Source organism: Amycolatopsis sp. NPDC114478, from assembly GCF_055633805.1.
The window spans coordinates 150,555-172,432 of sequence record NZ_JBVKDO010000008.1 but is presented as its reverse complement, the minus strand read 5'-3'; the positions used below and the strand labels follow the sequence as shown (position 1 = coordinate 172,432).

18 protein-coding genes are annotated in these 21,878 nt (G+C 72.1%); 7 read left to right on the top strand and 11 right to left on the bottom strand.

Annotated features, from left to right (window positions below):
- Positions 1 to 92: 92 nt before the first annotated feature.
- Genes ACZ7OH_RS23640 through ACZ7OH_RS23630 form a run of 3 tightly spaced genes read left to right on the top strand, consistent with a single transcriptional unit; the run spans position 93 to position 3,901 of the window.
- The gene (locus ACZ7OH_RS23640) at positions 93 to 2,126 is read left to right on the top strand and encodes an APC family permease (protein WP_470282740.1); all 2,034 of its coding nucleotides are present in this window, start codon (positions 93 to 95) and stop codon (positions 2,124 to 2,126) included.
- Positions 2,123 to 3,310, top strand: coding sequence for a class I SAM-dependent RNA methyltransferase (locus ACZ7OH_RS23635; RefSeq protein WP_470282739.1), 1,188 nt, complete (start codon positions 2,123 to 2,125; stop codon positions 3,308 to 3,310). Before ACZ7OH_RS23640 ends, ACZ7OH_RS23635 begins: the two co-directional genes overlap by 4 nt.
- A gap of 33 nt (positions 3,311 to 3,343) precedes the next feature.
- On the top strand, positions 3,344 to 3,901 hold the full coding sequence (locus ACZ7OH_RS23630; RefSeq protein WP_470282738.1) for a TIGR03086 family metal-binding protein: 558 nt from the start codon (positions 3,344 to 3,346) through the stop codon (positions 3,899 to 3,901).
- Here ACZ7OH_RS23630 and ACZ7OH_RS23625 read toward each other — a convergent pair.
- The 4 genes from ACZ7OH_RS23625 to ACZ7OH_RS23610 all read right to left on the bottom strand — a co-directional run bounded on the left by ACZ7OH_RS23625 (position 3,898) and on the right by ACZ7OH_RS23610 (position 6,810).
- On the bottom strand, positions 3,898 to 4,350 hold the full coding sequence (locus ACZ7OH_RS23625) for a hypothetical protein (RefSeq protein ID WP_470282737.1): 453 nt from the start codon (positions 4,348 to 4,350) through the stop codon (positions 3,898 to 3,900). The two genes, ACZ7OH_RS23630 and ACZ7OH_RS23625, sit on opposite strands and share 4 nt — an antisense overlap.
- Positions 4,351 to 4,352: 2 nt before the next feature.
- Positions 4,353 to 4,790, bottom strand: a complete 438-nt coding sequence (locus tag ACZ7OH_RS23620; RefSeq protein WP_470282736.1) for a MarR family winged helix-turn-helix transcriptional regulator — start codon at positions 4,788 to 4,790, stop codon at positions 4,353 to 4,355.
- A gap of 43 nt (positions 4,791 to 4,833) precedes the next feature.
- Positions 4,834 to 5,256: a hypothetical protein gene (locus tag ACZ7OH_RS23615; RefSeq protein WP_470282735.1), complete on the bottom strand. Its 423-nt coding sequence runs from the start codon at positions 5,254 to 5,256 to the stop codon at positions 4,834 to 4,836.
- A gap of 84 nt (positions 5,257 to 5,340) precedes the next feature.
- Positions 5,341 to 6,810 carry an aldehyde dehydrogenase family protein gene (locus ACZ7OH_RS23610; RefSeq protein WP_470282734.1) on the bottom strand — a complete coding sequence of 490 codons (1,470 nt, stop codon included), beginning with the start codon at positions 6,808 to 6,810 and terminating at the stop codon, positions 5,341 to 5,343.
- Positions 6,811 to 6,995: 185 nt separating this feature from the next.
- Here ACZ7OH_RS23610 and dxs point away from each other — a divergent pair, with 185 nt between their 5' ends.
- Positions 6,996 to 8,915 carry a 1-deoxy-D-xylulose-5-phosphate synthase gene (dxs, locus tag ACZ7OH_RS23605; protein WP_470282733.1) on the top strand — a complete coding sequence of 640 codons (1,920 nt, stop codon included), beginning with the start codon at positions 6,996 to 6,998 and terminating at the stop codon, positions 8,913 to 8,915.
- 47 nt (positions 8,916 to 8,962) lie between these two features.
- Here the strand turns inward: dxs and ACZ7OH_RS23600 are convergent, their stop codons facing one another.
- From ACZ7OH_RS23600 to ACZ7OH_RS23580, 5 genes are read right to left on the bottom strand one after another with little or no spacing between them, the layout of a single operon-like run.
- Positions 8,963 to 10,411 carry a purine-cytosine permease family protein gene (locus tag ACZ7OH_RS23600; RefSeq protein WP_470282732.1) on the bottom strand — a complete coding sequence of 483 codons (1,449 nt, stop codon included), beginning with the start codon at positions 10,409 to 10,411 and terminating at the stop codon, positions 8,963 to 8,965.
- Positions 10,408 to 11,766 (bottom strand): aminobutyraldehyde dehydrogenase, encoded by a 1,359-nt coding sequence (locus tag ACZ7OH_RS23595; RefSeq protein ID WP_470282731.1) that lies wholly within the window; start codon positions 11,764 to 11,766, stop codon positions 10,408 to 10,410. The genes ACZ7OH_RS23600 and ACZ7OH_RS23595 overlap by 4 nt, the downstream gene beginning before the upstream one ends.
- Positions 11,763 to 13,406 (bottom strand): thiamine pyrophosphate-binding protein, encoded by a 1,644-nt coding sequence (locus tag ACZ7OH_RS23590; RefSeq protein ID WP_470282730.1) that lies wholly within the window; start codon positions 13,404 to 13,406, stop codon positions 11,763 to 11,765. The genes ACZ7OH_RS23595 and ACZ7OH_RS23590 overlap by 4 nt, the downstream gene beginning before the upstream one ends.
- Positions 13,403 to 14,347: an agmatinase gene (speB, locus tag ACZ7OH_RS23585; protein ID WP_470282729.1), complete on the bottom strand. Its 945-nt coding sequence runs from the start codon at positions 14,345 to 14,347 to the stop codon at positions 13,403 to 13,405. Before speB ends, ACZ7OH_RS23590 begins: the two co-directional genes overlap by 4 nt.
- Positions 14,340 to 15,788: a sodium:solute symporter family protein gene (locus tag ACZ7OH_RS23580; RefSeq protein ID WP_470282728.1), complete on the bottom strand. Its 1,449-nt coding sequence runs from the start codon at positions 15,786 to 15,788 to the stop codon at positions 14,340 to 14,342. Before ACZ7OH_RS23580 ends, speB begins: the two co-directional genes overlap by 8 nt.
- 98 nt (positions 15,789 to 15,886) lie before the next feature.
- On the opposite strand from ACZ7OH_RS23580, the gene ACZ7OH_RS23575 reads away from it, so the two are divergent.
- The 3 genes from ACZ7OH_RS23575 to ACZ7OH_RS23565 are packed head-to-tail and all read left to right on the top strand — an operon-like array spanning position 15,887 to position 19,234.
- Complete coding sequence (locus ACZ7OH_RS23575) at positions 15,887 to 17,392, top strand: PucR family transcriptional regulator (RefSeq protein ID WP_470282727.1); 1,506 nt, start codon at positions 15,887 to 15,889, stop codon at positions 17,390 to 17,392.
- A 43-nt stretch (positions 17,393 to 17,435) separates the two neighbouring features.
- Positions 17,436 to 18,113 carry a response regulator transcription factor gene (locus ACZ7OH_RS23570; protein WP_372668141.1) on the top strand — a complete coding sequence of 226 codons (678 nt, stop codon included), beginning with the start codon at positions 17,436 to 17,438 and terminating at the stop codon, positions 18,111 to 18,113.
- Positions 18,110 to 19,234 carry a sensor histidine kinase gene (locus ACZ7OH_RS23565; protein WP_470282726.1) on the top strand — a complete coding sequence of 375 codons (1,125 nt, stop codon included), beginning with the start codon at positions 18,110 to 18,112 and terminating at the stop codon, positions 19,232 to 19,234. Before ACZ7OH_RS23570 ends, ACZ7OH_RS23565 begins: the two co-directional genes overlap by 4 nt.
- A 4-nt stretch (positions 19,235 to 19,238) precedes the next feature.
- On the opposite strand, the gene ACZ7OH_RS23560 is transcribed toward ACZ7OH_RS23565, so the two are convergent.
- Both ACZ7OH_RS23560 and ACZ7OH_RS23555 read right to left on the bottom strand, forming a co-directional pair.
- Positions 19,239 to 20,303 (bottom strand): alpha/beta hydrolase, encoded by a 1,065-nt coding sequence (locus ACZ7OH_RS23560; RefSeq protein ID WP_470282725.1) that lies wholly within the window; start codon positions 20,301 to 20,303, stop codon positions 19,239 to 19,241.
- Positions 20,297 to 21,823, bottom strand: coding sequence for a twin-arginine translocation signal domain-containing protein (locus tag ACZ7OH_RS23555; RefSeq protein ID WP_470282724.1), 1,527 nt, complete (start codon positions 21,821 to 21,823; stop codon positions 20,297 to 20,299). The genes ACZ7OH_RS23560 and ACZ7OH_RS23555 overlap by 7 nt, the downstream gene beginning before the upstream one ends.
- Positions 21,824 to 21,878: the final 55 nt, after the last annotated feature.

The following is a 21,878-nucleotide window of genomic DNA, read 5'->3' as shown; positions in this document are numbered from 1 at the left end:
CCCTGCCTCCTCTTCGGCGGTTAACCCGTCCGTACCTACCCCGACATGCCAGCGCCGAACCTACCGTGCGCCCCGACGGTTACGCTTCCGTGGTGTCGAAGTTCCCGACCGTGCTGAAACGCCTGGTCCTCGGACGCCCGTTCCGCAGTGACCGGCTGTCCCACACGCTGCTGCCCAAGCGCATCGCGCTGCCGATCTTCGCGTCCGACGCGCTCTCGAGCGTGGCGTACGCGCCCGAAGAGATCTTCCTGACGCTGAGCGTGGCGGGCCTGTCCGCCTACGCGCTGGCGCCGTGGATCGGCATCATGGTCGCCCTCGTCATGCTGGTCGTCGTCGCGTCCTACCGGCAGAACGTGCACGCCTACCCGAGCGGCGGCGGCGACTACGAGGTCGCCACCACCAACCTGGGCGGGAAGTTCGGGCTGACGGTGGCGAGCGCGCTGCTCGTCGACTACGTGCTGACGGTCGCGGTGTCCACTTCGTCCGGTGTGGCCAACATCGGGTCCGCCGTGCCGTGGGTGGCCCAGCACAAGGTGCTGGCCTCGGTCGTCATCGTCGTCGTGCTGACGTCGCTGAACCTGCGTGGCATCCGGGAGTCGGGGAAGGCCTTCGCGATCCCGACTTACGGGTTCATCCTGGGCATTCTGGTCATGGTCGTGTGGGGCCTGGTGCAGGCGGCGACCGGCACCGAGATGAAGGCCGAGAGCGCCGGGTTCACGCTGAACGCCGAGGGAACCTTCGCGGGCGTCGCGTACGCGTTCCTGGTGCTGCGGGCGTTCTCCTCCGGCGCCGCGGCGCTGACCGGGGTCGAGGCGATCAGCAACGGCGTCCCGGCGTTCCAGAAACCCAAGTCCAAGAACGCGGCCACCACGCTGCTGATGATGGGCCTGCTCGCGGTCACCATGCTGGTCGGCATCATCACGCTGGCCTCGATCACCGACGTCAAGTTCGCCGAGGACCCGTCGCGGCAGCTCGCCGGCGCGCCCGCGGGCTACGAGCAGAAGACGATCGTCGCGCAGATCGCGCACGCGGTGTTCGCCGACTTCCCGCCGGCGTTCTACTACATCTCCTTCTCCACCGGCATCATCCTGCTGCTGGCCGCGAACACCGCGTTCAACGGCTTCCCGGTGCTGGGTTCGATCCTCGCGCAGGACCGCTACCTGCCGCGGCAGCTGCACACCCGCGGCGACCGGCTCGCGTTCTCCAACGGGATCCTGTTCCTGGCGGCGTTCGCGCTGGTCCTGATCATCGCGTTCGACGCCGAGGTCACCCGGCTCATCCAGCTGTACATCGTGGGCGTGTTCGTGTCGTTCACGGTGAGCCAGGCCGGCATGATCCGGCACTGGAACCGGTTGCTGGCCAAGGAAACCGACCCCGCCAAGCGGCGGCGGATGCGGCGCTCCCAGACGGTCAACGCGGTCGGCCTCACCTGCACCGGCGTCGTGCTGGTGATCGTGCTGATCACCAAGTTCCTGCTCGGCGCGTGGATCGCGATCGCCGCGATGGTGGCGATCTTCGTGCTGATGACGGCGATCCGGCGGCACTACGACCGCGTCGCCGACGAGCTGAAGGAGCTCGGCGACACCCCGACCGTCCTGCCCTCGCGCAACCACGCGATCGTCCTGGTGTCCAAACTGCACCGCCCGACGTTGCGCGCGCTGGCCTACGCCAAGGCGATGCGCCCGGACGTCCTCGAAGCCGTGACGGTCAACGTGGACGACGCGGACACGCGAAGGCTCACCGCCGAGTGGGACGCCCACAACTTCAAGGTGCCGCTGAAGGTCGTCGAGTCGCCCTACCGCGAGATCACGAAGCCGGTCCTCGACTACGTGAAGCGGGTGCGCGGCGACAATCCGCGCAACGTCGTCACGGTGTTCATCCCGGAGTACGTGGTCGGGCACTGGTGGGAGCAGGTGCTGCACAACCAGAGCGCGCTGCGGCTCAAGGGTCGCCTGCTGTTCCAGTCCGGCGTGATCGTGGCGAGCGTGCCGTGGCAGCTGGAGTCGTCGGCCAAGGCGGCCGCGCGCGTCCGGAACGAACGCCCCGCGGCCGGCGACGTCCGCCGCGGCTTCTCGCCCAACGGCAAGCCGGTCGCGGCGCCGAAACCCAAGGAGCCGGCCGAATGACGAGCTGGCTGGGCCGGGTCCTCGAGGTCGAGGTCGGCGCGGTGGCGCACGGCGGCCACTGCGTGGCGCGCGCCGAAGGCCGGGTCGTGTTCGTCCGGCACGCGCTGCCGGGCGAACAGGTGCGGGTCGAGGTCACCGAGGACAACGGTGGCTCGTTCTGCCGCGGCGACGCGATCGAGGTGCTCTCGGCGTCGGAGTTCCGGGTCGAGCCGCCGTGCCCGCTCGCGGTGCCGGGCGGCTGCGGCGGCTGCGACTGGCAGCACGCCGACCCGGACTACCAGCGCTCGCTGAAGGCGGCGGTGGTGGCGGAGCAGCTGCAGCGGCTGGCGGGCATCGAACGCGAGGTCATCGTCGAGGCCCTGGACGGCGGGCCGCTGGACTGGCGCAGCCGCGTCCGGCTGGTCGCCGACGGGGAGGGGCGCGCGGGGCTGCGCGCGCACCACAGCCACCGGGTCGTCGCCATCGAGGACTGCCCGATCGCGGTCCCCGGCGAGCTCGACGACGTCCTGGCGCGGCGCTGGCGGCCGGGCAGCGAGATCGAGGTCACCAGCGACGGCGACGGCGGCGTGCACGTCCGCGAGCTGTCGACGGTGCGCGGCAAGGTCCGGGCGCGGCAGCTGGCCGGCGGGGTGGCGGTGCAGCACGCGGCGGGCCGCGACTGGCACCTCGACGCGCACGGCTTCTGGCAGGTCCACCCCGACGCGGCGTCGACGCTCGCGGCGGTCGTAGGGGAGTGGGCGGAGGCCCCGTCCGGCGGCACGGCGTGGGACCTCTACGCCGGGGTCGGGCTGTTCGCGTCGGTGCTGGCTTCGCAGGTCGGCCCGGCGGGCCGGGTGCTGGCGGTCGAGTCCGGCCGGCGCGCGGTCGCCGACGGCGAGAAGAACCTGGCCGACCTGCCGCAGGTGACCTGGCAGGCCGGGCGGGTGGAGCACGCGCTGGCCTCGGCCGAGAAGCCGGTGGACGTCGTGGTGCTGGACCCGCCGCGCAAGGGCGCTGGCAAGGCGGTGGTGGAGTCGATCGTCGCGGGTTCACCCGATCGGATCGTCTACGTGGCGTGCGACCCCGCGGCACTGGCCCGTGACCTGGCGACTTTCGCTTCGCACGGCTACGGCTTGACGGATCTGCGGGCGTTCGACGCCTTCCCGATGACCCACCACGTGGAGTGCGTGGCGCTGCTGTCGTGAGTTTTTGTCGGTGGTGATCGTCACACTGCTCGCATGACTCCACTCGACGAATTCGATCTGGCAGCTACGACGGTGACCGGCCTGGTCGCGGGCATCGAGTCCTGGGACGCGCCCACGGCGTGCGCGGACTGGGACGTGCGTGCCGTGGTGAACCACTTGGCGCACGGCAACGCGAAGGTGGCGTTCTGGGCCGGGATGGGGCCACCGGCGCCGGAGGGGGACTACCTGGGTTCCGCGCCGGTCGAGGCGTTCGTCGCTTCCGTGGCGGCGGCCCGGGCGGTGCTGGCTTCGCCCGGGTTGTTCGAGCGGAAGGTGACGACCCCGCTCGGCGAGGTGCCGGGGGTGTTCCTCGTGCACATGCGGGTCAACGAGTACGTCGTCCACGGCTGGGACATCGCCGACGCGACGGGGGCTTCGACGGATCTGCTGCCGGAGCTGGCGGCGCGGGCGCTGGAGCAGTGGCGGGCGCGGTTCGGGGACACGCCGCGGCAGCCGGGCGGGCCGTTCGGGCCCGAGACGGCGGCGCCGCCCGGCGCCACGGCGGCGGACCGGCTGGCGGCGTTCCTCGGCCGGAAGGCGGTGAACGCCTAGCTCTTGGCGAAGAAGTCCCGCGCCGGCCGGGGCGCCCACACCAGGACGACGACGGCGAGCTGCGCGGCGGCGACCACCGGGATGACCGCGTGGAACATCGGCGACGACGACCACGAGACGAACCCGAAGACCACCGAGAGCAACTGGGAGACGATCGCGAGCCGGTGCGGCCACAGCCGGCCCGAGTCCAGCTTGACGACCAGGAGGGCGCAAAGCAGGAGCAGCAAGCCGTGGAAGACGGCGCCGGAAACGACGGCGATGTCGGCCGACCGCGCGACCTCGGCGGCGCTGAAGTCCGGGTGCTGGGCGGTGATCCCGTCTCGCAGCGCGTCCTCGCGCGCGGCCATGACGATCGCGATGACGAGGTGGCCGAGACCGACGACGGCCAGCAGCGCCCGGGCGGCCTGGACGGGCTTCGGCACGCTCTGCGTCCGGGAGGTCGCGTCCACGGTCAGTCTTCCTTCGCGCGGGCTCGCTGCCAGCGCGGGCCGGCCGGTGGGGCGGGGGCGTCGCCACGGCGGGCCCAGGCCTCGTTGAGGCGGGTGATCAGGACGCGCGCGGTGGTGACGTCCTCGGCCGGCCAGTCGGCGATGACCTGCGCGAACACCGCGGCGCCGGCGTCGACGGTGGCGTCGATCTCGGCCTGGCCGGCCGGGGCGACCCGCACGAGGAACGTGCGTGAGTCGGCCGGATCCGCCTCGACGGCGACGTGGCCGTCCCGCTCGAGGGCGGTGAGGTGCCGGCTGGTCGCGGACGCGGTGAGGCCGAGCTCCGCGGCGATGTCGCGCGGCCGCAGCGGGCCCCGGGCCGCGAGGAGCCCGAGCATGCGGACACGGGTCAGGTCGATCCGCCGCGAAATCCGCCGGTGCCCCTGGTCGATGAGCTCCATGACGGCCCGGGCTCCGGCCGGGTACCGCTCGGAGCCGAGAGGTTCAGGCCGCCCGGCGCACGGCGAACGCCGCGGCCAGCCCGGCGGCCGTCATCGCGATGCCCGACGCCAGCAGCACCCACGCCCCGGCGCCGGGCACCACCCGCGCCGCCGGCTGGATACGCGTCACGCCGGGGAGTGTCACCACCAGGTGCCGCAGGACCACGCCCGTCACCACGAGGCCCGGCAGGGACGCCATCGCCAGGGGCTCGTCCTGGCGGCGCGCGAACGTCAGGTACGCCAGCGTGCCCGCGATCAGGACCGCCGCCGCGCAGACCAGGCGCAGGCCGAGGTCCAGCTCGGGGTCCGGCGTGCCCGGGGGCAGCACCCCCGGGTAGTCCGCCGTGCGCAGGGTCAGCCCGGCGATCACGCCGAGGCCGGCGATCCCCGCCGCCACCGCTCGTGGCCCCCGCCAAGCTCGCGTCACGCACGCAGCATAAAACGCGGAAACCCCCTTTCCGACCGCGTTTCCGGCGCTGGGCCGTTCGGTGGATCCCGATCGGGCGACGGCTCAGCCGGCGAACCAGCGCTGCGGTGCCGGCCGGAGGTTCTGGTAGATGTGCTTGACCTCGGTGTACTCGCCCAGGCCCGTCGGCCCCAGCTCGCGGCCGAACCCGGACTGCTTGTAGCCGCCCCACTCGGCCTGCGGCAGGTACGGGTGGAAGTCGTTGATCCAGATCGTCCCGTGGCGCAGCCGCCCGGCCACCCGCTGCGCGCGCGACGCGTCCTGCGTGAACACCGCCCCGGCCAGGCCGTAGTGGGTGTCGTTGGCGATGCGGACGGCGTCGTCCTCGTCGGTGAACGTCTCGACCGTCAGCACCGGCCCGAACGACTCCTCGACCACCGCCGACGAGCCCTGCTTCACCTGGTCCAGGATCGTCGGCAGGTAGTAGAAGCCGTCGGCGAGGGCCGGGTCTTCGGGCCGGCGCCCGCCCGTCCGCAGCACCGCGCCCTCGGCCAGCGCCGCCGCCACGTACGCCTCGACCTTCTCGCGGTGGGCCGCCGAGATCAGCGGTCCCGTCTCGGCGTGCGGGTCGAACGGCCCGCCCAGCCGGATCCGCTCGGCGCGGCGCACCAGCTCGTCGACGAACTCGTCGTGCCACTCCCGCTGCACGATCAGCCGCGTGCCCGCCGAGCACACCTGGCCCGAGTGCAGGAACACCGCCGTCAGCGCGTAGTCGACGGCCGTCTCGAAGTCGGCGTCGGCGAACACCACGTTCGGGTTCTTCCCGCCCAGCTCCAGGGCCACTTTCTTGACCGTCCCGGCGGCCGCGGCCGCGATCACCTTGCCGGTCGCCAGGCCGCCGGTGAACGACACGAGGTCCACATCCGGGTGCGCCGCCAGCGGCGCGCCCACCTCGGCGCCCGCGCCCAGCACCAGGTTCGCGACGCCCGGCGGCAGGCCCGCCTCGGTCAGCAGCTTCATGAACAGGATCGCGGTGTGCGGCGTCAGCTCGCTGGGCTTGAGCACGAACGTGTTGCCCGCCGCCAGCGCCGGCGCGATCTTCCACACGGTCTGCAGCAGCGGGTAGTTCCACGGCGTGATCAGCCCGCAGACGCCGACCGGCTCGTGCACGATCCGGCTGATCGCGTCCGGGTTGCCGGTGTCGACGACGCGCCCGGCGTCCTGGGCCGCGAGCTTGCCGAAGTAGCGCAGGCAGGCGGCGATGTCGGCCATGTCGTAGCGGCTCTCGACCAGCCGCTTGCCGGTGTCGAGCGACTCCGCGCGGGCGAACGCCTCGGCGTCGCGGTCCAGCAGGTCCGCGGTGCGCAGCAGCAGGTCGCCGCGCAGGTGGGCGGGCGTGCCGGGCCACGGCCCGCTGTCGAACGCCCGGCGCGCCGCCGCGATGGCGGCCTCGGTGTCCGCGGCGGTGCCCTCGGCGACCGACGCGACCGGGGAGCCGTCGGCCGGGCAGCGGATCTCCCGGCGCCCGCCGCCGATCGCGTCCACCCAGTCGCCGCCGATGAAGAAGTCCGCCATGGACCCATTCTCGTGGCCACGCCGCGTGACCGCCACAGCACTGCGGGGAGACGAGGTTCACCTCAGGAGATGACGGGTGCTCGCGCTCCGCCTGTGACGCCGGACGCGGCGGGCGGAAGGGCGGTGGCCGTCCTCCGTAGACTGGGCCGGACGCGGGCTGTGTCGAACTAGTGAGGTGGAGACGAGTGACGTTGCTGGAGTCCCTGGACGGACCGGCGGACCTGAAGCGCATGAGTGTCGAGGACCTCGGCGAACTGGCCGCGGAGATCCGGGACTTCCTCGTCGACAAGGTCCGCCGCGCCGGCGGCCACCTGGGGCCCAACCTCGGCGTCGTCGAGCTCACCCTGGCGTTGCACCGCGTGTTCGACTCGCCGCGCGACGCGATCGTCTGGGACGTCGGGCACCAGGCCTACGTGCACAAGATCGTCACCGGCCGCGCGGAGGGGTTCGACCTGCTGCGCCAGACCGGCGGCGTCACCGGTTACCCGTCGCGCGCGGAGAGTGAGCACGACTGGGTCGAAAGCAGCCACGCGTCCTCCGGTCTGTCCTATGTGGACGGCCTGGCGAAGGCGTTCGCGCTGGACGGTGCCGGGCGGCACGCGATCGCCGTCGTCGGCGACGGCGCGCTCACCGGCGGCATGTGCTGGGAAGCGCTCAACAACATCGCCGCGCACCGCGAGCGCCCGGTCGTCATCGTCATCAACGACAACGGCCGCTCCTACTCGCCGACCATCGGCGGCCTGGCCGACCACCTCGCCGCGCTGCGCCTGCAGCCGGGCTACGAGCGGCTGCTCGACGGCGGCCGCGAGATCCTCAAGCACACCCCGGTCGTCGGCAAGCCGATCTACGCCGCGCTGCACGCCGCGAAGGCCGGCCTGAAGGACGCGCTCAGCCCGCAGGCGATGTTCTCCGACCTGGGCCTGAAGTACCTCGGCCCGGTCGACGGCCACGACCAGGTGGCGCTGGAGAAGGCCCTGCACAGCGCGAAGGCGTTCGGCGGCGCGGTGATCGTGCACGTGGTGACCGAGAAGGGCCACGGTTACGCGCCCGCAGTCAACAACGAGCACGACCAGATGCACCAGACCGACCCGATCGACCCGGAGACCGGCCTGCCGCCGGTCAAGGGGCCGAGCTGGACCGGCGTGTTCGGCGACGAGCTCGCGAAGATCGGTGCCGAGCGCGAGGACGTCGTCGCGATCACGGCGGCGATGCTGCGCTCGACCGGGCTCGACAAGTTCGCCGAGGCGTTCCCGGACCGGTGGTACGACGTCGGCATCGCGGAGCAGCACGCGGTGACGTCGGCGGCGGGGTTGGCGATGGGTGGGCTGCATCCCGTCGTCGCGATCTACTCGACGTTCCTCAACCGCGCCTTCGACCAGGTGCTGATGGATGTCGCGCTGCACCGCCAGCCGGTGACGCTGGTGCTCGACCGGGCCGGGATCACCGGGCCGGATGGGCCGAGTCACCACGGTATGTGGGACCTGTCGCTGCTCGGCATGGTGCCGGGGATGCGCGTGGCCGCTCCGCGGGATCCGGGGACGCTGCGTGAGGAGCTGCGTGAGGCGGTTGCCGTTTCCGATGGGCCGACTGCGCTGCGGTTCTCGAAGGGCAAGGTCGGTACGGATGTGACGGCCATCGAGCGGATCGGCACCGTTGATGTGCTGCGTCGGCCTGGTGAAGGTGCTGACGTTCTGCTCGTGACGGTCGGGGCTTTTGCGACGCTGGGGTTGGCGGCCGCGGATCGGCTTGCCGATCAGGGTATTGGGGTTACCGTGGTTGACCCGCGGTGGGTGCTTCCGGTTCCGGCCGAGCTGGTTGCGCTGGCTTCGCAGCACAAGCTTGTCGTGACTGTGGAGGACAGTGGGCGGCACGGGGGGTTCGGGTCGGCTTTGGCTGCGCTGTTCCGGGATGCTGAGTGCGATGTGCCGCTGCGGGATTTGGCTGTGCCGCAGGCTTTCCATGACTTGGGGAGCCGGGATGAAGTGCTTGGGCGGATCGGGTTGACTGCTCAGGATGTTGCTCGTCGGGTTACCGAGTGGGCTTCCGGCCGGTTGGGGTCTTCGGAAACCTCTGTGGCGGCGAAGAAGGACGCGAACCGCAACTGAAAAAGATTGTCCTCGCCGGACCGGCAGGCTCTGGGATGACCACCAGCTCAGGCATCTGCTGGGACGGCTTCGGTTACCGGTCGGGGAACCCGGGCGAAGACCTCTGGTGGCTCCGGGAACAGCTTTACCAGTGCCGGATATGCCACTGCCGCTGTTACCAGGGTGACCAGCAGGCTGATGTCCACTCCTCCCGCCACGTCTCGTAGGGGGCCTGCGATCATCGGTGTGTTCGCGCACAGCAGCCCCAATGTTGTCGCCGGGATCCAGGCCGCCATTGCTCGCCAGTTCACCCCTCGGGTGAACCAGTACCTTCCGCCCTTGCGGCCCTCGTTGAACACCTGCAAGTCCGCCACGTCGTAAAAGCCGCGGCGCTGGACGAAGCCGATCATCATGATCACCATCCACGGGCTCGTGCACAGCACGATCAGCGTTGCGAACGCGTTGATGCTCGACACCATGTCCAGCACGAAATTGCCCACGAAGATGAACGCCACGCTCAGCGTTCCGATCAGCAGCGTTGCCTGGACGCGGGACAGCTTGGGGAAGATCGAACTGAAGTCCAGGCCTGTCCCGTACAACGACGTCGTGCCCGTCGACAGGCCGCCGATCAGGGCTACCACGATCAGCGGGATCGCGTACCACAGCGGGGAAATCGCCGTCAGGCCCGTGATGTAGTCGGCCGGGTCCGCGACCAGTGTCGCCGTAGCGATGCCGAAGCCGAACGGCAGCAGCGTTGCCACCTGGGCCAGGAATGGCGCCGTCAGCAGAGAGCGCTTGCTGTAACGCGCGGGGATGTAGCGGGCCCAGTCGCCGAGGAACGCGCCGAACGAGATCGGGTTCGCCAAGGCCGTCAACGCCGCCAGCGTGAACGTCGGCCAGAACGTGCCCAGGGCGTACGTCCCGGTGCCCGCGTAGCCCGGGTCGAACGAGCCGCCGTACGCGACCACGCCCAGGAGCATGATCAGCGTTCCCAGCACCACCGCGATCCGGTTCACCAGCAGCATGAACCGGTAGCCGTAGATGCAGACCACCAGCGTCGCGATCGCGATCACGCCGTACGCGACGCCGCGCAGCACCGCGCCGCCGTCGAAGCCGAACAGACGTTGCGCCGCGCCGGCCACCGCGTCGCCGCTCACCCACACCGAGATCGCGAAGAACGTGATCGCCGTCAGCAACGACAGGAACGAGCCGACGCACCGGCCGACCACGCCGAAGTGCGCGCCCGACGACACCGCGTTGTTCGTGCGCGTGCGCGGTCCGAACAACGCCATCGGTGCCAGGACCAAGCCGCCGACGACCACCCCGAGCGCTGTGGCCAGGGCCGCGTCGCGGAAGCTCAGCCCGTACGCGATCGGGAGCGTGCCCAGGATGATCGTGGCGAACGTGTTCGCGCCTCCGAACGCCATCCGGAACAGGTCGCGCGGCCGCGACGTCTGCTCCTCCGGCGGGATCGGCGCGATGCCGTGCTGCTCGACCTCCGTGATCTTCTCGCTCATGCGAACCTCGTCATCACGTGCTTGACGCGGGTGTACTCGGCGAACGCGTACGACGAGAGGTCCTTGCCGTGACCCGAGTGGCCGAACCCGCCGTGGGGCATCTCGGCGACCAGCGGCCCGTGCGTGTTCACCCACACGCACCCGAAGTCCAGCTCGGCCGACACACGCGCGGCGACGCCGAGGTCCTTCGTCCAGACCGACGACGCCAGTCCATAAGGGACGCCGTTGGCCAGCGCCACGCCGTCGGCTTCGTCCGAAAAGGACTGGACCGTGATGACCGGGCCGAAGATCTCCTCCTGGACGATCTCGTCGTCCTGGCGCACTCCCGAAATCACCGTGGGGGAGAAGTAGAACCCCTGCGAGCCGAAGCGCGAGCCGCCGGTTTCGATCCGCGCGTGCGACGGCAGCCGGGAGATCAGGCCCTCGACGCGCGAGAACTGCGCCGCGCTGTTCAGCGGCCCGTAGTCGACGCCCGGAGTCTGCGAAGCGGCGACCTTCGCCAGTGCGGCGACGAAGTCGTCGTGGATCGACGCGTGCACCAGGACCCGGCTGCCCGCCGTGCAGTCCTGGCCCGCGTTGTAGAACGCCGCGCCCACGATGCCCTCGGCCGTCGCGGCGAGGTCGACGTCGGGGAACACCAGCAGTGGTGCGTTGCCGCCCAGTTCCAGGTGGGTGCGCTTGAGGTCGGCGGCCGCGACGGTGGCGACGTCGATGCCCGCGCGCGTCGACCCGGTGATCGAGACGAGCGAGGTGATCGGGTGCTTGACCAGCGCCCGGCCGGTGTCGCGGTCGCCGGTCAGCACGGTGAACGCTCCCGGAGGCAGGAACTCCGCGGCCACCTCGGCCAGCAGCAGTGCCGTCGACGGTGTTGTCTCGGCCGGCTTGAGCACCACCGTGTTGCCCGCCGCCAGTGCCGGGGCGATCTTCCAGACCGCCATCATCAGCGGGTAGTTCCACGGCGCTATCTGCGCGCAGACGCCGACCGGCTCACGGCGGATCACCGACGTGTGCCCCGGCGCGTACTCGCCGGCCGCGGTGCCCTCCAGGTGCCGCGCGGCCCCGGCGAAGAACCGCAGCGCGCTCACGCACTCCGGGATCTCTTCTTCGAGCACCACCGACCGGATCTTGCCGGTTTCGCGCACCTCGAGGTCGGCGAACTCGGAAGCGCGGGCCTCCAGCGCGTCGGCGATCTTCAGCAGGGCCAGCTGCCGCTGCGCCGGGGTGCTGCGCCGCCACACCGCAAACGCTTGCGCGGCGGCTTCGAGCGCGGTGTCCACATCGGACTGCGAGGCGACCGGACTGGTGCCGAACACCTCGCCGGTCGCCGGGTTCGTCAGGTCGAGCGTGCGGGTCATGCCTTCTCCAGGTGGGTCGGCGCGAACAGCTTCAGCAACGCGGGGAGGACGACGACGGACGGCCCCGGCGTGCGCAGCGCGTCGGCGAGGTCCGCGCCCACGGTGTCCAAAGAGGAGAGCCGGGCCGGGACGCCGAACGAAGAGGCGAGCGCCACGAAGTCGGGCCGGGCCAGTTCGGTGGCCGTCGTCTGGCCGAACGCGTCCGTGAGGTACTCGCGCAGCACGCCGTAGCCGCCGTCGTCGACGATCAGCCACGTGACGTCGAGGCCGTGCTGCACCGCCGTGGCCAGCTCGGCGACGCCGTACATCGCGCCGCCGTCACCGGACACGGCGAGCGCCGGACCACCGGCGGCCGCGCCGCCGAGCGCGCCCGGCAGGCCGTAGCCCAGCCCGCCCGCGCCCTGCGCGGTGTGGATCGGCGCGTCCTCGGGGTTCCACGCCGACCAGGCCCAGTACGCGGCGATCGTCATGTCCCAGAACGTCTGCGTGCCGTCGGGCAGCGCCGCGCGGATGTCGTCGATCAGCTTCCGTTCGGCAGCCAGGTCCTGACCGTCCAACCGGGACTCCACCGCGGACACCAGCGAAGAAACCGCCTTCTCGGCCCGGCCGTCGGACGCCCGCATCGGCACCCACTCCAGCAGCGCCTGCAGCGTGAGCCGCACGTCGGCGTGGATGCCGAGAGCGGCGTAGTTCGACTCCAGCTTGCCGAGGTCGGCCTCGACCTGGATCACCCGGCCGCGCGGCGCGAACTCGCGGTAGTTGCTGGACAGCTCGCCGAGCCCGGAACCGAGCACGAGCAGCACGTCGGCGTCCGCCAGGAACTCCGTGGTGTGCCAGTCCTCCAGCCACGACCGCCCGGACAGCTCGTGGTCCCAGCCGAAGACGCCCTTGCCGCCGAACGTCGAGATCACTGGCGCCCGCAGCGCTTCCGCGAGGGCCGTCAGCTCGGCGTGTGCCCCGGACCGCAGCGCTCCACCGCCGGCGAGGATCACCGGGTTCGACGCCGCGCCCAGCAGGTCCGCCGCGGCGGTGACCAGCTCCGGAAGGGGTTCCAGCACCGGGGGAGCAGCCGAAACCGACGTGACCGGCGGGACCCCGGCCGGCCCGAGCAGCACGTCCTGGGGGATCTCGACCCACACCGGGCCGTAGGGTGCGGTCGCGGCCGACGTCCACGCCTCCCGCAACGCCGTCGGGATCTGGCTCGCCCGCCGCACGACGTGCACCGATTTCACGACGTCGCGGAAGCTTGCCTGCTGGTCGGGCAGCTCGTGCAGGTAGCCGTGCCGCCCACCGCCGAGACCGGCGACCGGGACCTGGCTCGAGATGCCGAGTACCGGCACCGACGCCGCGCGAGACTCCTGCAGGGAAGCCAACGTCAGCAGCGCACCCGGGCCCGTCGACACGATCAGCGGCGTCACCGGCACCGGCCCGTCCGGGTTCGCCGCGAGCCGCGCGCGGGCGAACCCGTCGGCGGCGAAGGCGAGGTTGTTCTCGACGCGGCCGCTGAGCACGCGCAGGTCATCGGTGCGTCGCAGGGCCTCGAACAGGCCCAGCGCGTGCTGGCCGGGCAGGCCGAACACCGTGTCGGCGCCCAGCGCGCGGAGGGTTTCGACGACGACGTCGCCGCCGATGCGGGTCATTCGCCCTTCCCCAGCGACAGCAGGCTGACCAGGTCGTAGGCGACGTGGGAGGCCGCGATGGCGGTGATCTCGGCGTGGTCGTAGGCCGGGGCCAGCTCGACGACGTCCGCGCCGACCAGGTTGAGGTCGCGCAGCCCGCGCAGGATCTCGAGGAGCTCGCGGCTGGTCATCCCGCCCGCCTCGGGCGTTCCGGTGCCGGGCGCGTGGGCCGGGTCGAGGACGTCGATGTCGACCGAGACGTACAGCGGCCGGTCGCCGATGCGCTGCCGCAGCGCGTCGACGATCTCGGCGACGCCGCGGCGCAGGACGTCGCCGGAGGTGACGATGCCGAAGCCGAGCCGGCGGTCCTCCTCCAGGTCGCGCTTGCCGTAGAGCGGCCCGCGCGTGCCGACGTGCGACAGCGCGCTCGTGTCGAGGATGCCTTCCTCCGACGCCCGCCGGAACGGGGTGCCGTGGGTGTACGGCTCGCCGAAGTAGGTGTCCCAGGTGTCGAGGTGCGCGTCGAAGTGCAGCAGGGCAACGGGTCCGTGCTTCTTGGCCGCGGCGCGCAGCAGCGGCAGCGCGATCGTGTGGTCGCCGCCGACGGTCACCAGCCGCGTCCCGTTCGCTTGCAGCGCCTCGGCTTCCTGCTGCAGCGTCTCGATCGCCTCGCCGATGTTGAACGGGTTGACCGCGATGTCGCCCGCGTCGACGACCTGCTTTTCGGCGAACGGCGAGACGTCCAGCTCCGGGTGGTACGGCCGCAGCAGCCGGCTCGCCTCGCGGACGGCCGCCGGGCCGAACCGCGCGCCGGGCCGGTAGGACACGCCGGAGTCGAAGGGCACCCCGACGACGGCGACGTCGGCGCGGTCGACCTGGTCGATCCGCGGCAGCCGCGCGAAGGTCGCGAAGCCGGCGAACCGGGGGACGCGCGACGAGTCGAGGGGTCCGATGTTAGGCACTGGTGGGCTCCTGTTCCCGGGTCTCGGTGGTGGTGGTGTCTTCGCCGTTGAGACGGCGGGTCCAGACGGAAAGGATCGAGTCGGCCGTGCGCGGCGTCGCGAAGCTGACCGCCAGGTACACCACCAGGCTGGCGCCGAGGCCCCAGTAGATCGGGGTGTTGGCGTCGACGCCGTCGATGATCATGAACGCGACCACGGACACCGTGCCGGCGACCATCGACGCGTACGCGCCCTGCCGCGTGCCGCGCTTCCAGAACAGCGCGCCGACGATCGCCACCAGCAGGCCGCCGACGAGGATGTCGTAGGCGATGGTGAGCGCGTTGACGACGTCGTCGACGATCATCGCGATGCCGATGGCCAGGAGGCCGAGCACGAGCGTGGCGAGCCGGTTGCGGCTGACCTCGCCGCCCTTCTTCAGGCCCAGCTTGGAGAGCAGGTCCGACGTCGTCGTGGTCGAGCACGCGATCAACGCGCCGCTCGCGGTCGACATCATCGCCGACAGCGCGGCGGCCAGCACCAGGCCGCGGACGCCGGTGGGCAGCAGGCGCTCGACGATCGTCGCGAAGGCGTCCTGCGCGCTCGCGATGTCCGGGTACAGCGCGTGCGCCGCGGTGCCGATCAGGGCGCCGGCGAGACCGTAGACCAGGCAGTAGACGCCGGAGGTGATGCCGCCGGACGTCGCGATCGCCGGCGTGCGGGCGGTGAACACGCGCTGCCAGATGTCCTGGCCGATCAGCAGGCCGAAGGTGTAGATGACGAAGTAGGTGATGATCGTGTCGGTGCCGATCGAGGTGAAGCTGAAGAAGCTCGCGTCGAGCTTGGCCCTCATGCCGTCGAACCCGCCGGCGGAGCTGATCGCGACCGGCAGCAGGATCACCAGGATGCCGATGGTCTTGATGACGAACTGGGCGATGTCGGTGAGCGTGATCGACCACATGCCGCCGAGCACCGAGTAGAGCACGACGATCGAGCCGCCGACCGCGATCCCGGCCCAGTTCGGCAGGTCGAACAGCACCTTGAAGATGGTCGCGAACGCCAGCGTCGAGGTGACCGTCAGCATCAGGGTGTAGCCCCACATGACGACGCCGGACACCGCGCTGGTGCGGCCGCCGTAGCGCAGGTCGAGCATCTCGCCGACGGTGTAGACCTTCAGCCGGACCAGCCGCCGCGCGAACAGCGCGTGCAGCACGAGGATGCCGACGCCGATGCTGACCACCAGCCACATCCCGGAAATACCGAACTTGTACCCCAGCTTGACGCCGCCGACCGTGGACGCGCCGCCGAGCACGACGGCCGACATCGTGCCGGAGTACATGAACCAGCCCAGCCGCCGGCCGGCCACCAGGTAGTCGGACTTCGTCTTCGCGAGCCGGAGGCCGTACCAGCCGACCCCGAGCATTCCCGCGATGTACAGCGCGATCACCGCGTAGTCGCCGGTCACGGTGTCCTCCTCACGTCGGTTTCGGGCCACCGTAGATTCGCCCGCCACCCCCTCGGCATGGGATGATTCGTCCCCACGTCGACATCAATAGGGATGAAATGACCCAGATCACGGATTCACTGTCCACGGAGGTGAATGTCCCGTTACGGGACGTGGTCGGCAACCGGGAGCTCGCGCTCGAGGTCGTCCCCGAAACCCTGCGGCCGGGCGCGCTGGACGCCCCGGTGCGCTGGGCGCACGTGAGTGAGCTGCAGGATCCCGCGCCGTACCTGCTGGGCGGCGAGCTGATCCTCACCGCCGGGGTCAACCTGCCGGAGCAGATCGACCGGTACGTGCGCGGGCTGCGCGACGCCGGCGTGACGGCGTTGGGGTTCGGGCTCACCCCGACGGTGCACGAGACCCTGCCGGAACCCCTGCGCCGGGCGTGCGCGCGGCGCGGGCTGCCGCTGCTGGTGGTGCCGTCGCGCACGCCGTTCCTGGCGGTCAACCGGGCGGTCTCGGTGGCGTTGACCGAGGCCGGCCAGCGGGACCAGCGGCGGATCACGGCGGCGCGCGAGACGCTCACGCGTGCCGCGGGTGGCGGGCTCGGCGAGCTGACGTCTGCGCTGGCGGCGGTGCTGCGGTCCTGGGTGGCCCTGGTCGGCGCCGGGGACGCACTGGCCTCGGCGCACGACGCGCCCACGCCGCTGCCGGCGGCGGTGCGGGAGCTGATGGCGACCGTGCGGGCGGGCAGTGGGATCCGGAGCGCGACCACCGAGGCCGACGGCGGCTTCGTCGTCGTCCAGCCGGTGTACCCGCAGGCCACGGCGTCGCACCTGGTGGTCGTCGGCCGGCCCCGGCGGCTCGACGGCGCCGAGCGGGCGATCCTCGCGGTCGGCGCGGCCCTGCTGGGCCTGGTCGGCCGCGCGGGCTCGGACGCGGCCGAGCTGGGCGCGGCGGCCACCGGGCTGCTGCTCGGCCGGGTGTCCCCCGGGGACGCGGCCGGGTCGGTGCTGGGGTCGAAGGTCGTCCGGCTGGTCGCCGGGGCGGCCCACCGGCGCGGTCCGGACGAGGTGGCCCGGCGACCGGACTGGCTGCGCGCGCGGCTGGACACCCCGCTGGTCTCGGTGCTGCCCGGCCGGTTCGTGGCGATCGCCGGGTCCGCGCCGCCGCTCGCGGTGCTGGAGGACCTGCGCGCCCACGGCTGGCTGGCGGCGGTCGGCTCACCGGCGCCGGCGGGCCGGCTGTCCGAGGGCGAAGTCGACTTGCTGCTCGCACGCGCCCAGTCCCTGGGGCGCCCGGTGGTGGCGGGGGATTCGCCGCTGGATTTCGACGCTCTGGTGGCTCCGGACGCTTCCCGGGGGTTCGCGGCGAAGGCCCTGGAGCCGTTGGTGGCGCTCGATCAGGCCGGGGACCGGTCATTGGTGCTGACGCTGCGGACGTGGCTGGCCCATCACGGCGCCTGGGAGCCGACGGCTGCGGAGCTGGGGGTGCACCGCAACAGCGTCCGGCACCGGATCGCGCAGGTGGAGAAGGCACTGGCGGTGGATTTGGCGGACCCGGAGGTCCGGATGCGGCTGTGGTTCGCGCTGCGGTGGCTCTCACCGGTCACACACAGTCCTTAAAGCCTTAAAGGGCACTCTCAGGAAAATATGGGATTGTGGGCTCGTGCGAGTTTTGGTAGTCGAGGACGAAGAACCCCTGGCCGACGCGATCGCCCGTGGCCTGCGCCGCGAAGGCATGGCGGTGGACGTCGCGCTCACCGGCGACGATGGGCACGAAAAGGCCGCCGTCACGCGGTACGACGTCGTGTTGCTGGACCGGGACCTGCCCGGGATGTCCGGGGACGAGCTGTGCCGGGAGATCGTCGCGTCCGGGGAGCTGACCCGGGTGCTGATGCTCACCGCGAGCAGCTCGGTGTCCGACCGCGTCGAGGGGCTTTCCCTCGGCGCCGACGACTACCTCGCCAAGCCCTTCGCCTTCCCCGAGCTGGTCGCCCGCGTCCGGGCGCTCGGCCGCCGGGCCACGCCGGCCGCGCCGCCGCTGCTCACCGCCGGGGACGTCGAGCTGGACCCGGCCAAGCGGACCGTGCGGCGGGCGAGCGGGCCGGTCGAGCTGACGCGCAAGGAGTTCGGCGTCCTCGAGGTCCTCCTGCAGGCCGCCGGATCCGTGGTCAGCAGCGAGGAGCTCCTCGAACGCGTCTGGGACGAGAACGCCGACCCCTTCACCACGACCGTCCGGGTCACCGTCATGACGCTGCGCAAGAAGCTCGGCGAACCGGGGATCATCGAGACGGTCGTCGGATCCGGGTACCGGGTGCCGGAACCCGGCGCGCAGCGCGCGTGAACCTGCCGGGCATCCGCAGCCTCCGCGCCCGGATCACCCTGCTGGCGACCGTGCTGGTCGCCGCCGTCAGCCTGCTGCTGCTCTGGCTCGCCTGGACGCTGGTGCGGGACTCGCTCGACACCGTCCCGCAGATGCCGCCGGGCAGCACGGTCGTCGTCGACGGCGTCACGGTCGACGCCTCGACGCTCGCCGAGCACCTGCGCGTGCACGCCCGCGACCGGATGCTGCTGTTCGGGTCGATCGCGTTCCTGCTGGTGGTGGCGGCCGCGGCGATCCTCGCCTGGACGTTCACCTCCCGCGTCCTGCTGCCGCTGCGCGAGATCACCGGCACCGCGCGGCGGCTTTCGGTCGAGTCGCTGGGTGAGCGGATCGGCGCGGTGCGCCCGCGTGACGAGCTGGCCGTGCTGGCCGAGACGTTCGACGACATGCTCGACCGGCTCCAAGCCGCCTTCGACGCGCAACGCCACTTCGTCGCGAACGCGAGCCACGAGCTGCGGACGCCGTTGTCGGTGATCCGCACGGAGCTCGACGTCACCCTCGCCGACGACGACGCCGACGAAGCCGAGCTGCGCCGGATGGGCGGGGTGGTCCGCGACGCGACCGAACGCGCCGGGCAGCTGGTGAACTCGCTGCTGCTGCTCGCCCGCACCGACGGCGCCGGGCTCGGCGTCCGCGAGCCGGTCGACCTGGCCGTGGTGATCGACCGGGCGTGGCGCGCGGTCCGGCTCGAAGCCGAGAAACGCGGGATCCGGGCGACGTTCGCGGTGGTACCGGCGCCGGCGTTCGGCGACCCGGCGCTGCTGGAGCGGATCGCGGGCAACCTGCTGGAGAACGCGGTCCGCCACAACGTCGAGGGCGGCTGGCTGGAGGTCATGACCCAGCCGGGACCGCAGTGGTCGACGCTGCGGGTGCGTTCGTCGGGCGGCCTGGTGGACCCGGCGACGGTGGCGGAGCTGTTCGAGCCGTTCCGCCGAGCGGGCGTGGCCCGGACGGCGCGGTCGGGCGCGGGACTGGGGCTGTCGATCGTCCGGGCGGCGGTGGCGGCGCACGGCGGAAGCGTGACGGCGGAACCCATCGTGGGCGGCGGCTTGGGCGTGACGGTCCACCTCCCCGTCCGCTGAGCGGTCAGCGGACGAGCGCGAGACCGGCGCGGAGCACCCCCGCCGCGTGGAGCATCGCCGCGCGGGCGTCCGGGTCGATGCCGACCCGGTTCGCGAACCCGTGCAGCTGACCCTCGTGCTGGCGGTGCACCAGCGGGACCCCGGCCGAAGCCAGGCGGGCCGCGTACGCCTCGCCTTCGTCGCGCAGCAGGTCGAAGCCGCACGTGGCCACGTACGTCGGCGGGAGACCCTCGAGCGCGTCGTCGTACAACACCGACGCCCGCGGGTCCGAGTACAGCGCCGGGTCTCGCACGTACTGCTCGCGGTACCAGACCCATTCGTCCCGGTCCAGCCGGAAACCCGAGCCGAACCGCCGGTGGGACTCCGACCCGCCGAGCGCGTCCGTCGCCGGGGTGAGCAGCAGGCTGAACGCCGGGCGGGGCAGCTCGCCGCGGGCCGCCGCGTGGGCCACCACCGCCGCCAGGTTGCCGCCGCTGCTGTCGCCGCCCACCGCGAGCCGGGCCGGGTCGATGCCGAACTCCGCCGCGTGCTCGTGGACGAAGGCGAACGCCGCCACGGCATCGGAAGCCGCGGCCGGGAACGGGTGTTCCGGGGCCAGCCGGTAGCCCATCGACACCACCCGCACCCCGGCTTCTTCCGCCAGCAGCCGGCACGCGCCCTCGTGCGTGTCCAGGCTGCCGAGGACGAACCCGCCGCCGTGGAAGTACACGATCGCCGGCCCGGGCGCCGGGAGCCCGGCCGGTTCGTACCGCCGCAGCGGCAGCGGGCCGCCGGGCCCGGGCCACGACGAATCCCGCGTCCGGACGCCCGGGCAGATGCCCGCACCCGCGAGCGCGCCCGCCAGGTTCAGCTCGGCCCGGGCCCGCGTGAGGCTGCCGTTGCGGTGCGGCGCGTCGAACGGCGCGAACCGCGACACGCGCATCAGCATCCGCGCGGTCGGCACCGGCTGCCGCCCGTCCACGACCACCGGCCGGCCCGCGAGCACGCGCAGCACCGGCGAAGGCAGGCGCAGCAGCCATCGCAACCCGACCATGATCGACCGGACGAGCAGCACTCTTCCGTTCAGCACACGTCCACGAAAATCGGGTTCGCGTACATCCACAAGTCCTCGAACGGGTTTGCCTGCCCGATGACGTCCGGAGTGGGCTCCGAAGTGCCGTTCGAGCCGCGGACCCGCGCGTAGAACGGCGAGCGCACGTTCCGGAAGGTGTGCCGGAAGACCACCTGCCGCCCGGGCGCCCAGCGCGGCTCGAACGAATCGACGACCCGCGTGCCCGGCGCCGTCATCGTGTCCGGATCGGCGGCCGGGCCGGTCACCGGGCCCGCGACGACGTCCAGCCGCGCCAGCCGCGGCACCGAGCCGCCGCCGTTGGGACGCGAAGCCAGCCGGGCCGAGAGGGTCAGCGTGACGTCCGAACCGCGCCGCACCCGCAGCCGCCCGCCCAGCGTCACCGCGGCGCCGTCGCCGTACGCGCCGACCTCGAGCGACTGGACGAGCCCGCCGTGCACGCCCCAGACCCGTCCGGCCCCCAGGCCTTCCAGGACGCCTTCGAGGCTTCGCCGAGTCACGCCGACGTACGTGCGGCTGAACTCCCCGGGGTAGAAGTCCGCGTACGGTGCCAGCAGCTGCGGGGAGCCGGTGTCGACCGGGTCCGGGAACTTGCCGTGCGTGTCGTACCAGCCGTCCGCCACCTGCGGCCGCACCAGCGTGTCGCCGCGGTTGTAGTGCGAGTCGGAGTTCGTGGTGACCCACCACGGCTTGCCCTCGGCGAGCAGCGAGTCCCACAGCCCGCCGACCGTCGCCGTCGCCCAGTCCCAGCCGCCGAACGTCCGGTACGCCTCGGCCGGGAAGCCCGGCCAGGAGTTCGGCCCGGGGCTGTTCGCGTAGCCGCCGCGCGCGCCGCCGTTGCCGAGCGGCTTCGGGAAGCCGTCGGCCTGCGCGCCGGGCGCGCCCTCCATGCCGATGACGATGTCCGGCGCGGCGTCGCGGTAGGCGCGCAGCTCGTGCGGCGCGACGCGGCCGTTGCGCAGCGGGTGGTTGACCAGCACGACCGGTGCGTGGATCCGCTTCGCCTGTTCCTCCGCCGCCAGCCAGCGCAACGCCCGCAGCGCGAGGGCCTCGTTCGCCGGGCTCGACGCCTCGGAGTTCGTCAGCCGCCAGTCGAAGCTCCGCTCGAACTCGCGCAGCTTGGCCGCCTGCTCCGAACCGGCCTGGAAGAACACGGTCGCGTGTTCGGCGCCCGGGACGTTCCACTCCATGCCGTGCCACAGCAGCAGGTCGGGGTACTTCCGCCGGGCGGCGAGGAAGTCCTGTTCCGTCGGTTCGACCGACACCTTCTCGTGCTCGGCGTGCCCGTGGTCGGTGAAGACGATCCAGTCGGCGCCGTGCGCCCGGCCGCCGCGCGCGATCTGGTCGATCCGGTACATCGCGTCGTACGAGTACTGGCTGTGCGTGTGGTGGTCGCCCACCAGCCACTGGTAGCGGCCGCACAATAGGCTCAGGTCGACGTCGGGATCGGGGAGGGGGATTCCCGCGGCGGCGGCCGCGAGCCCGGCGCCCTTGAGGAACCGGCGTCTGTCGGTGGTCACGCGCGGACGCTAAGCCGCCGGGGTGAACGGGCGGTGTCCCGGCGGCCAACGTGTG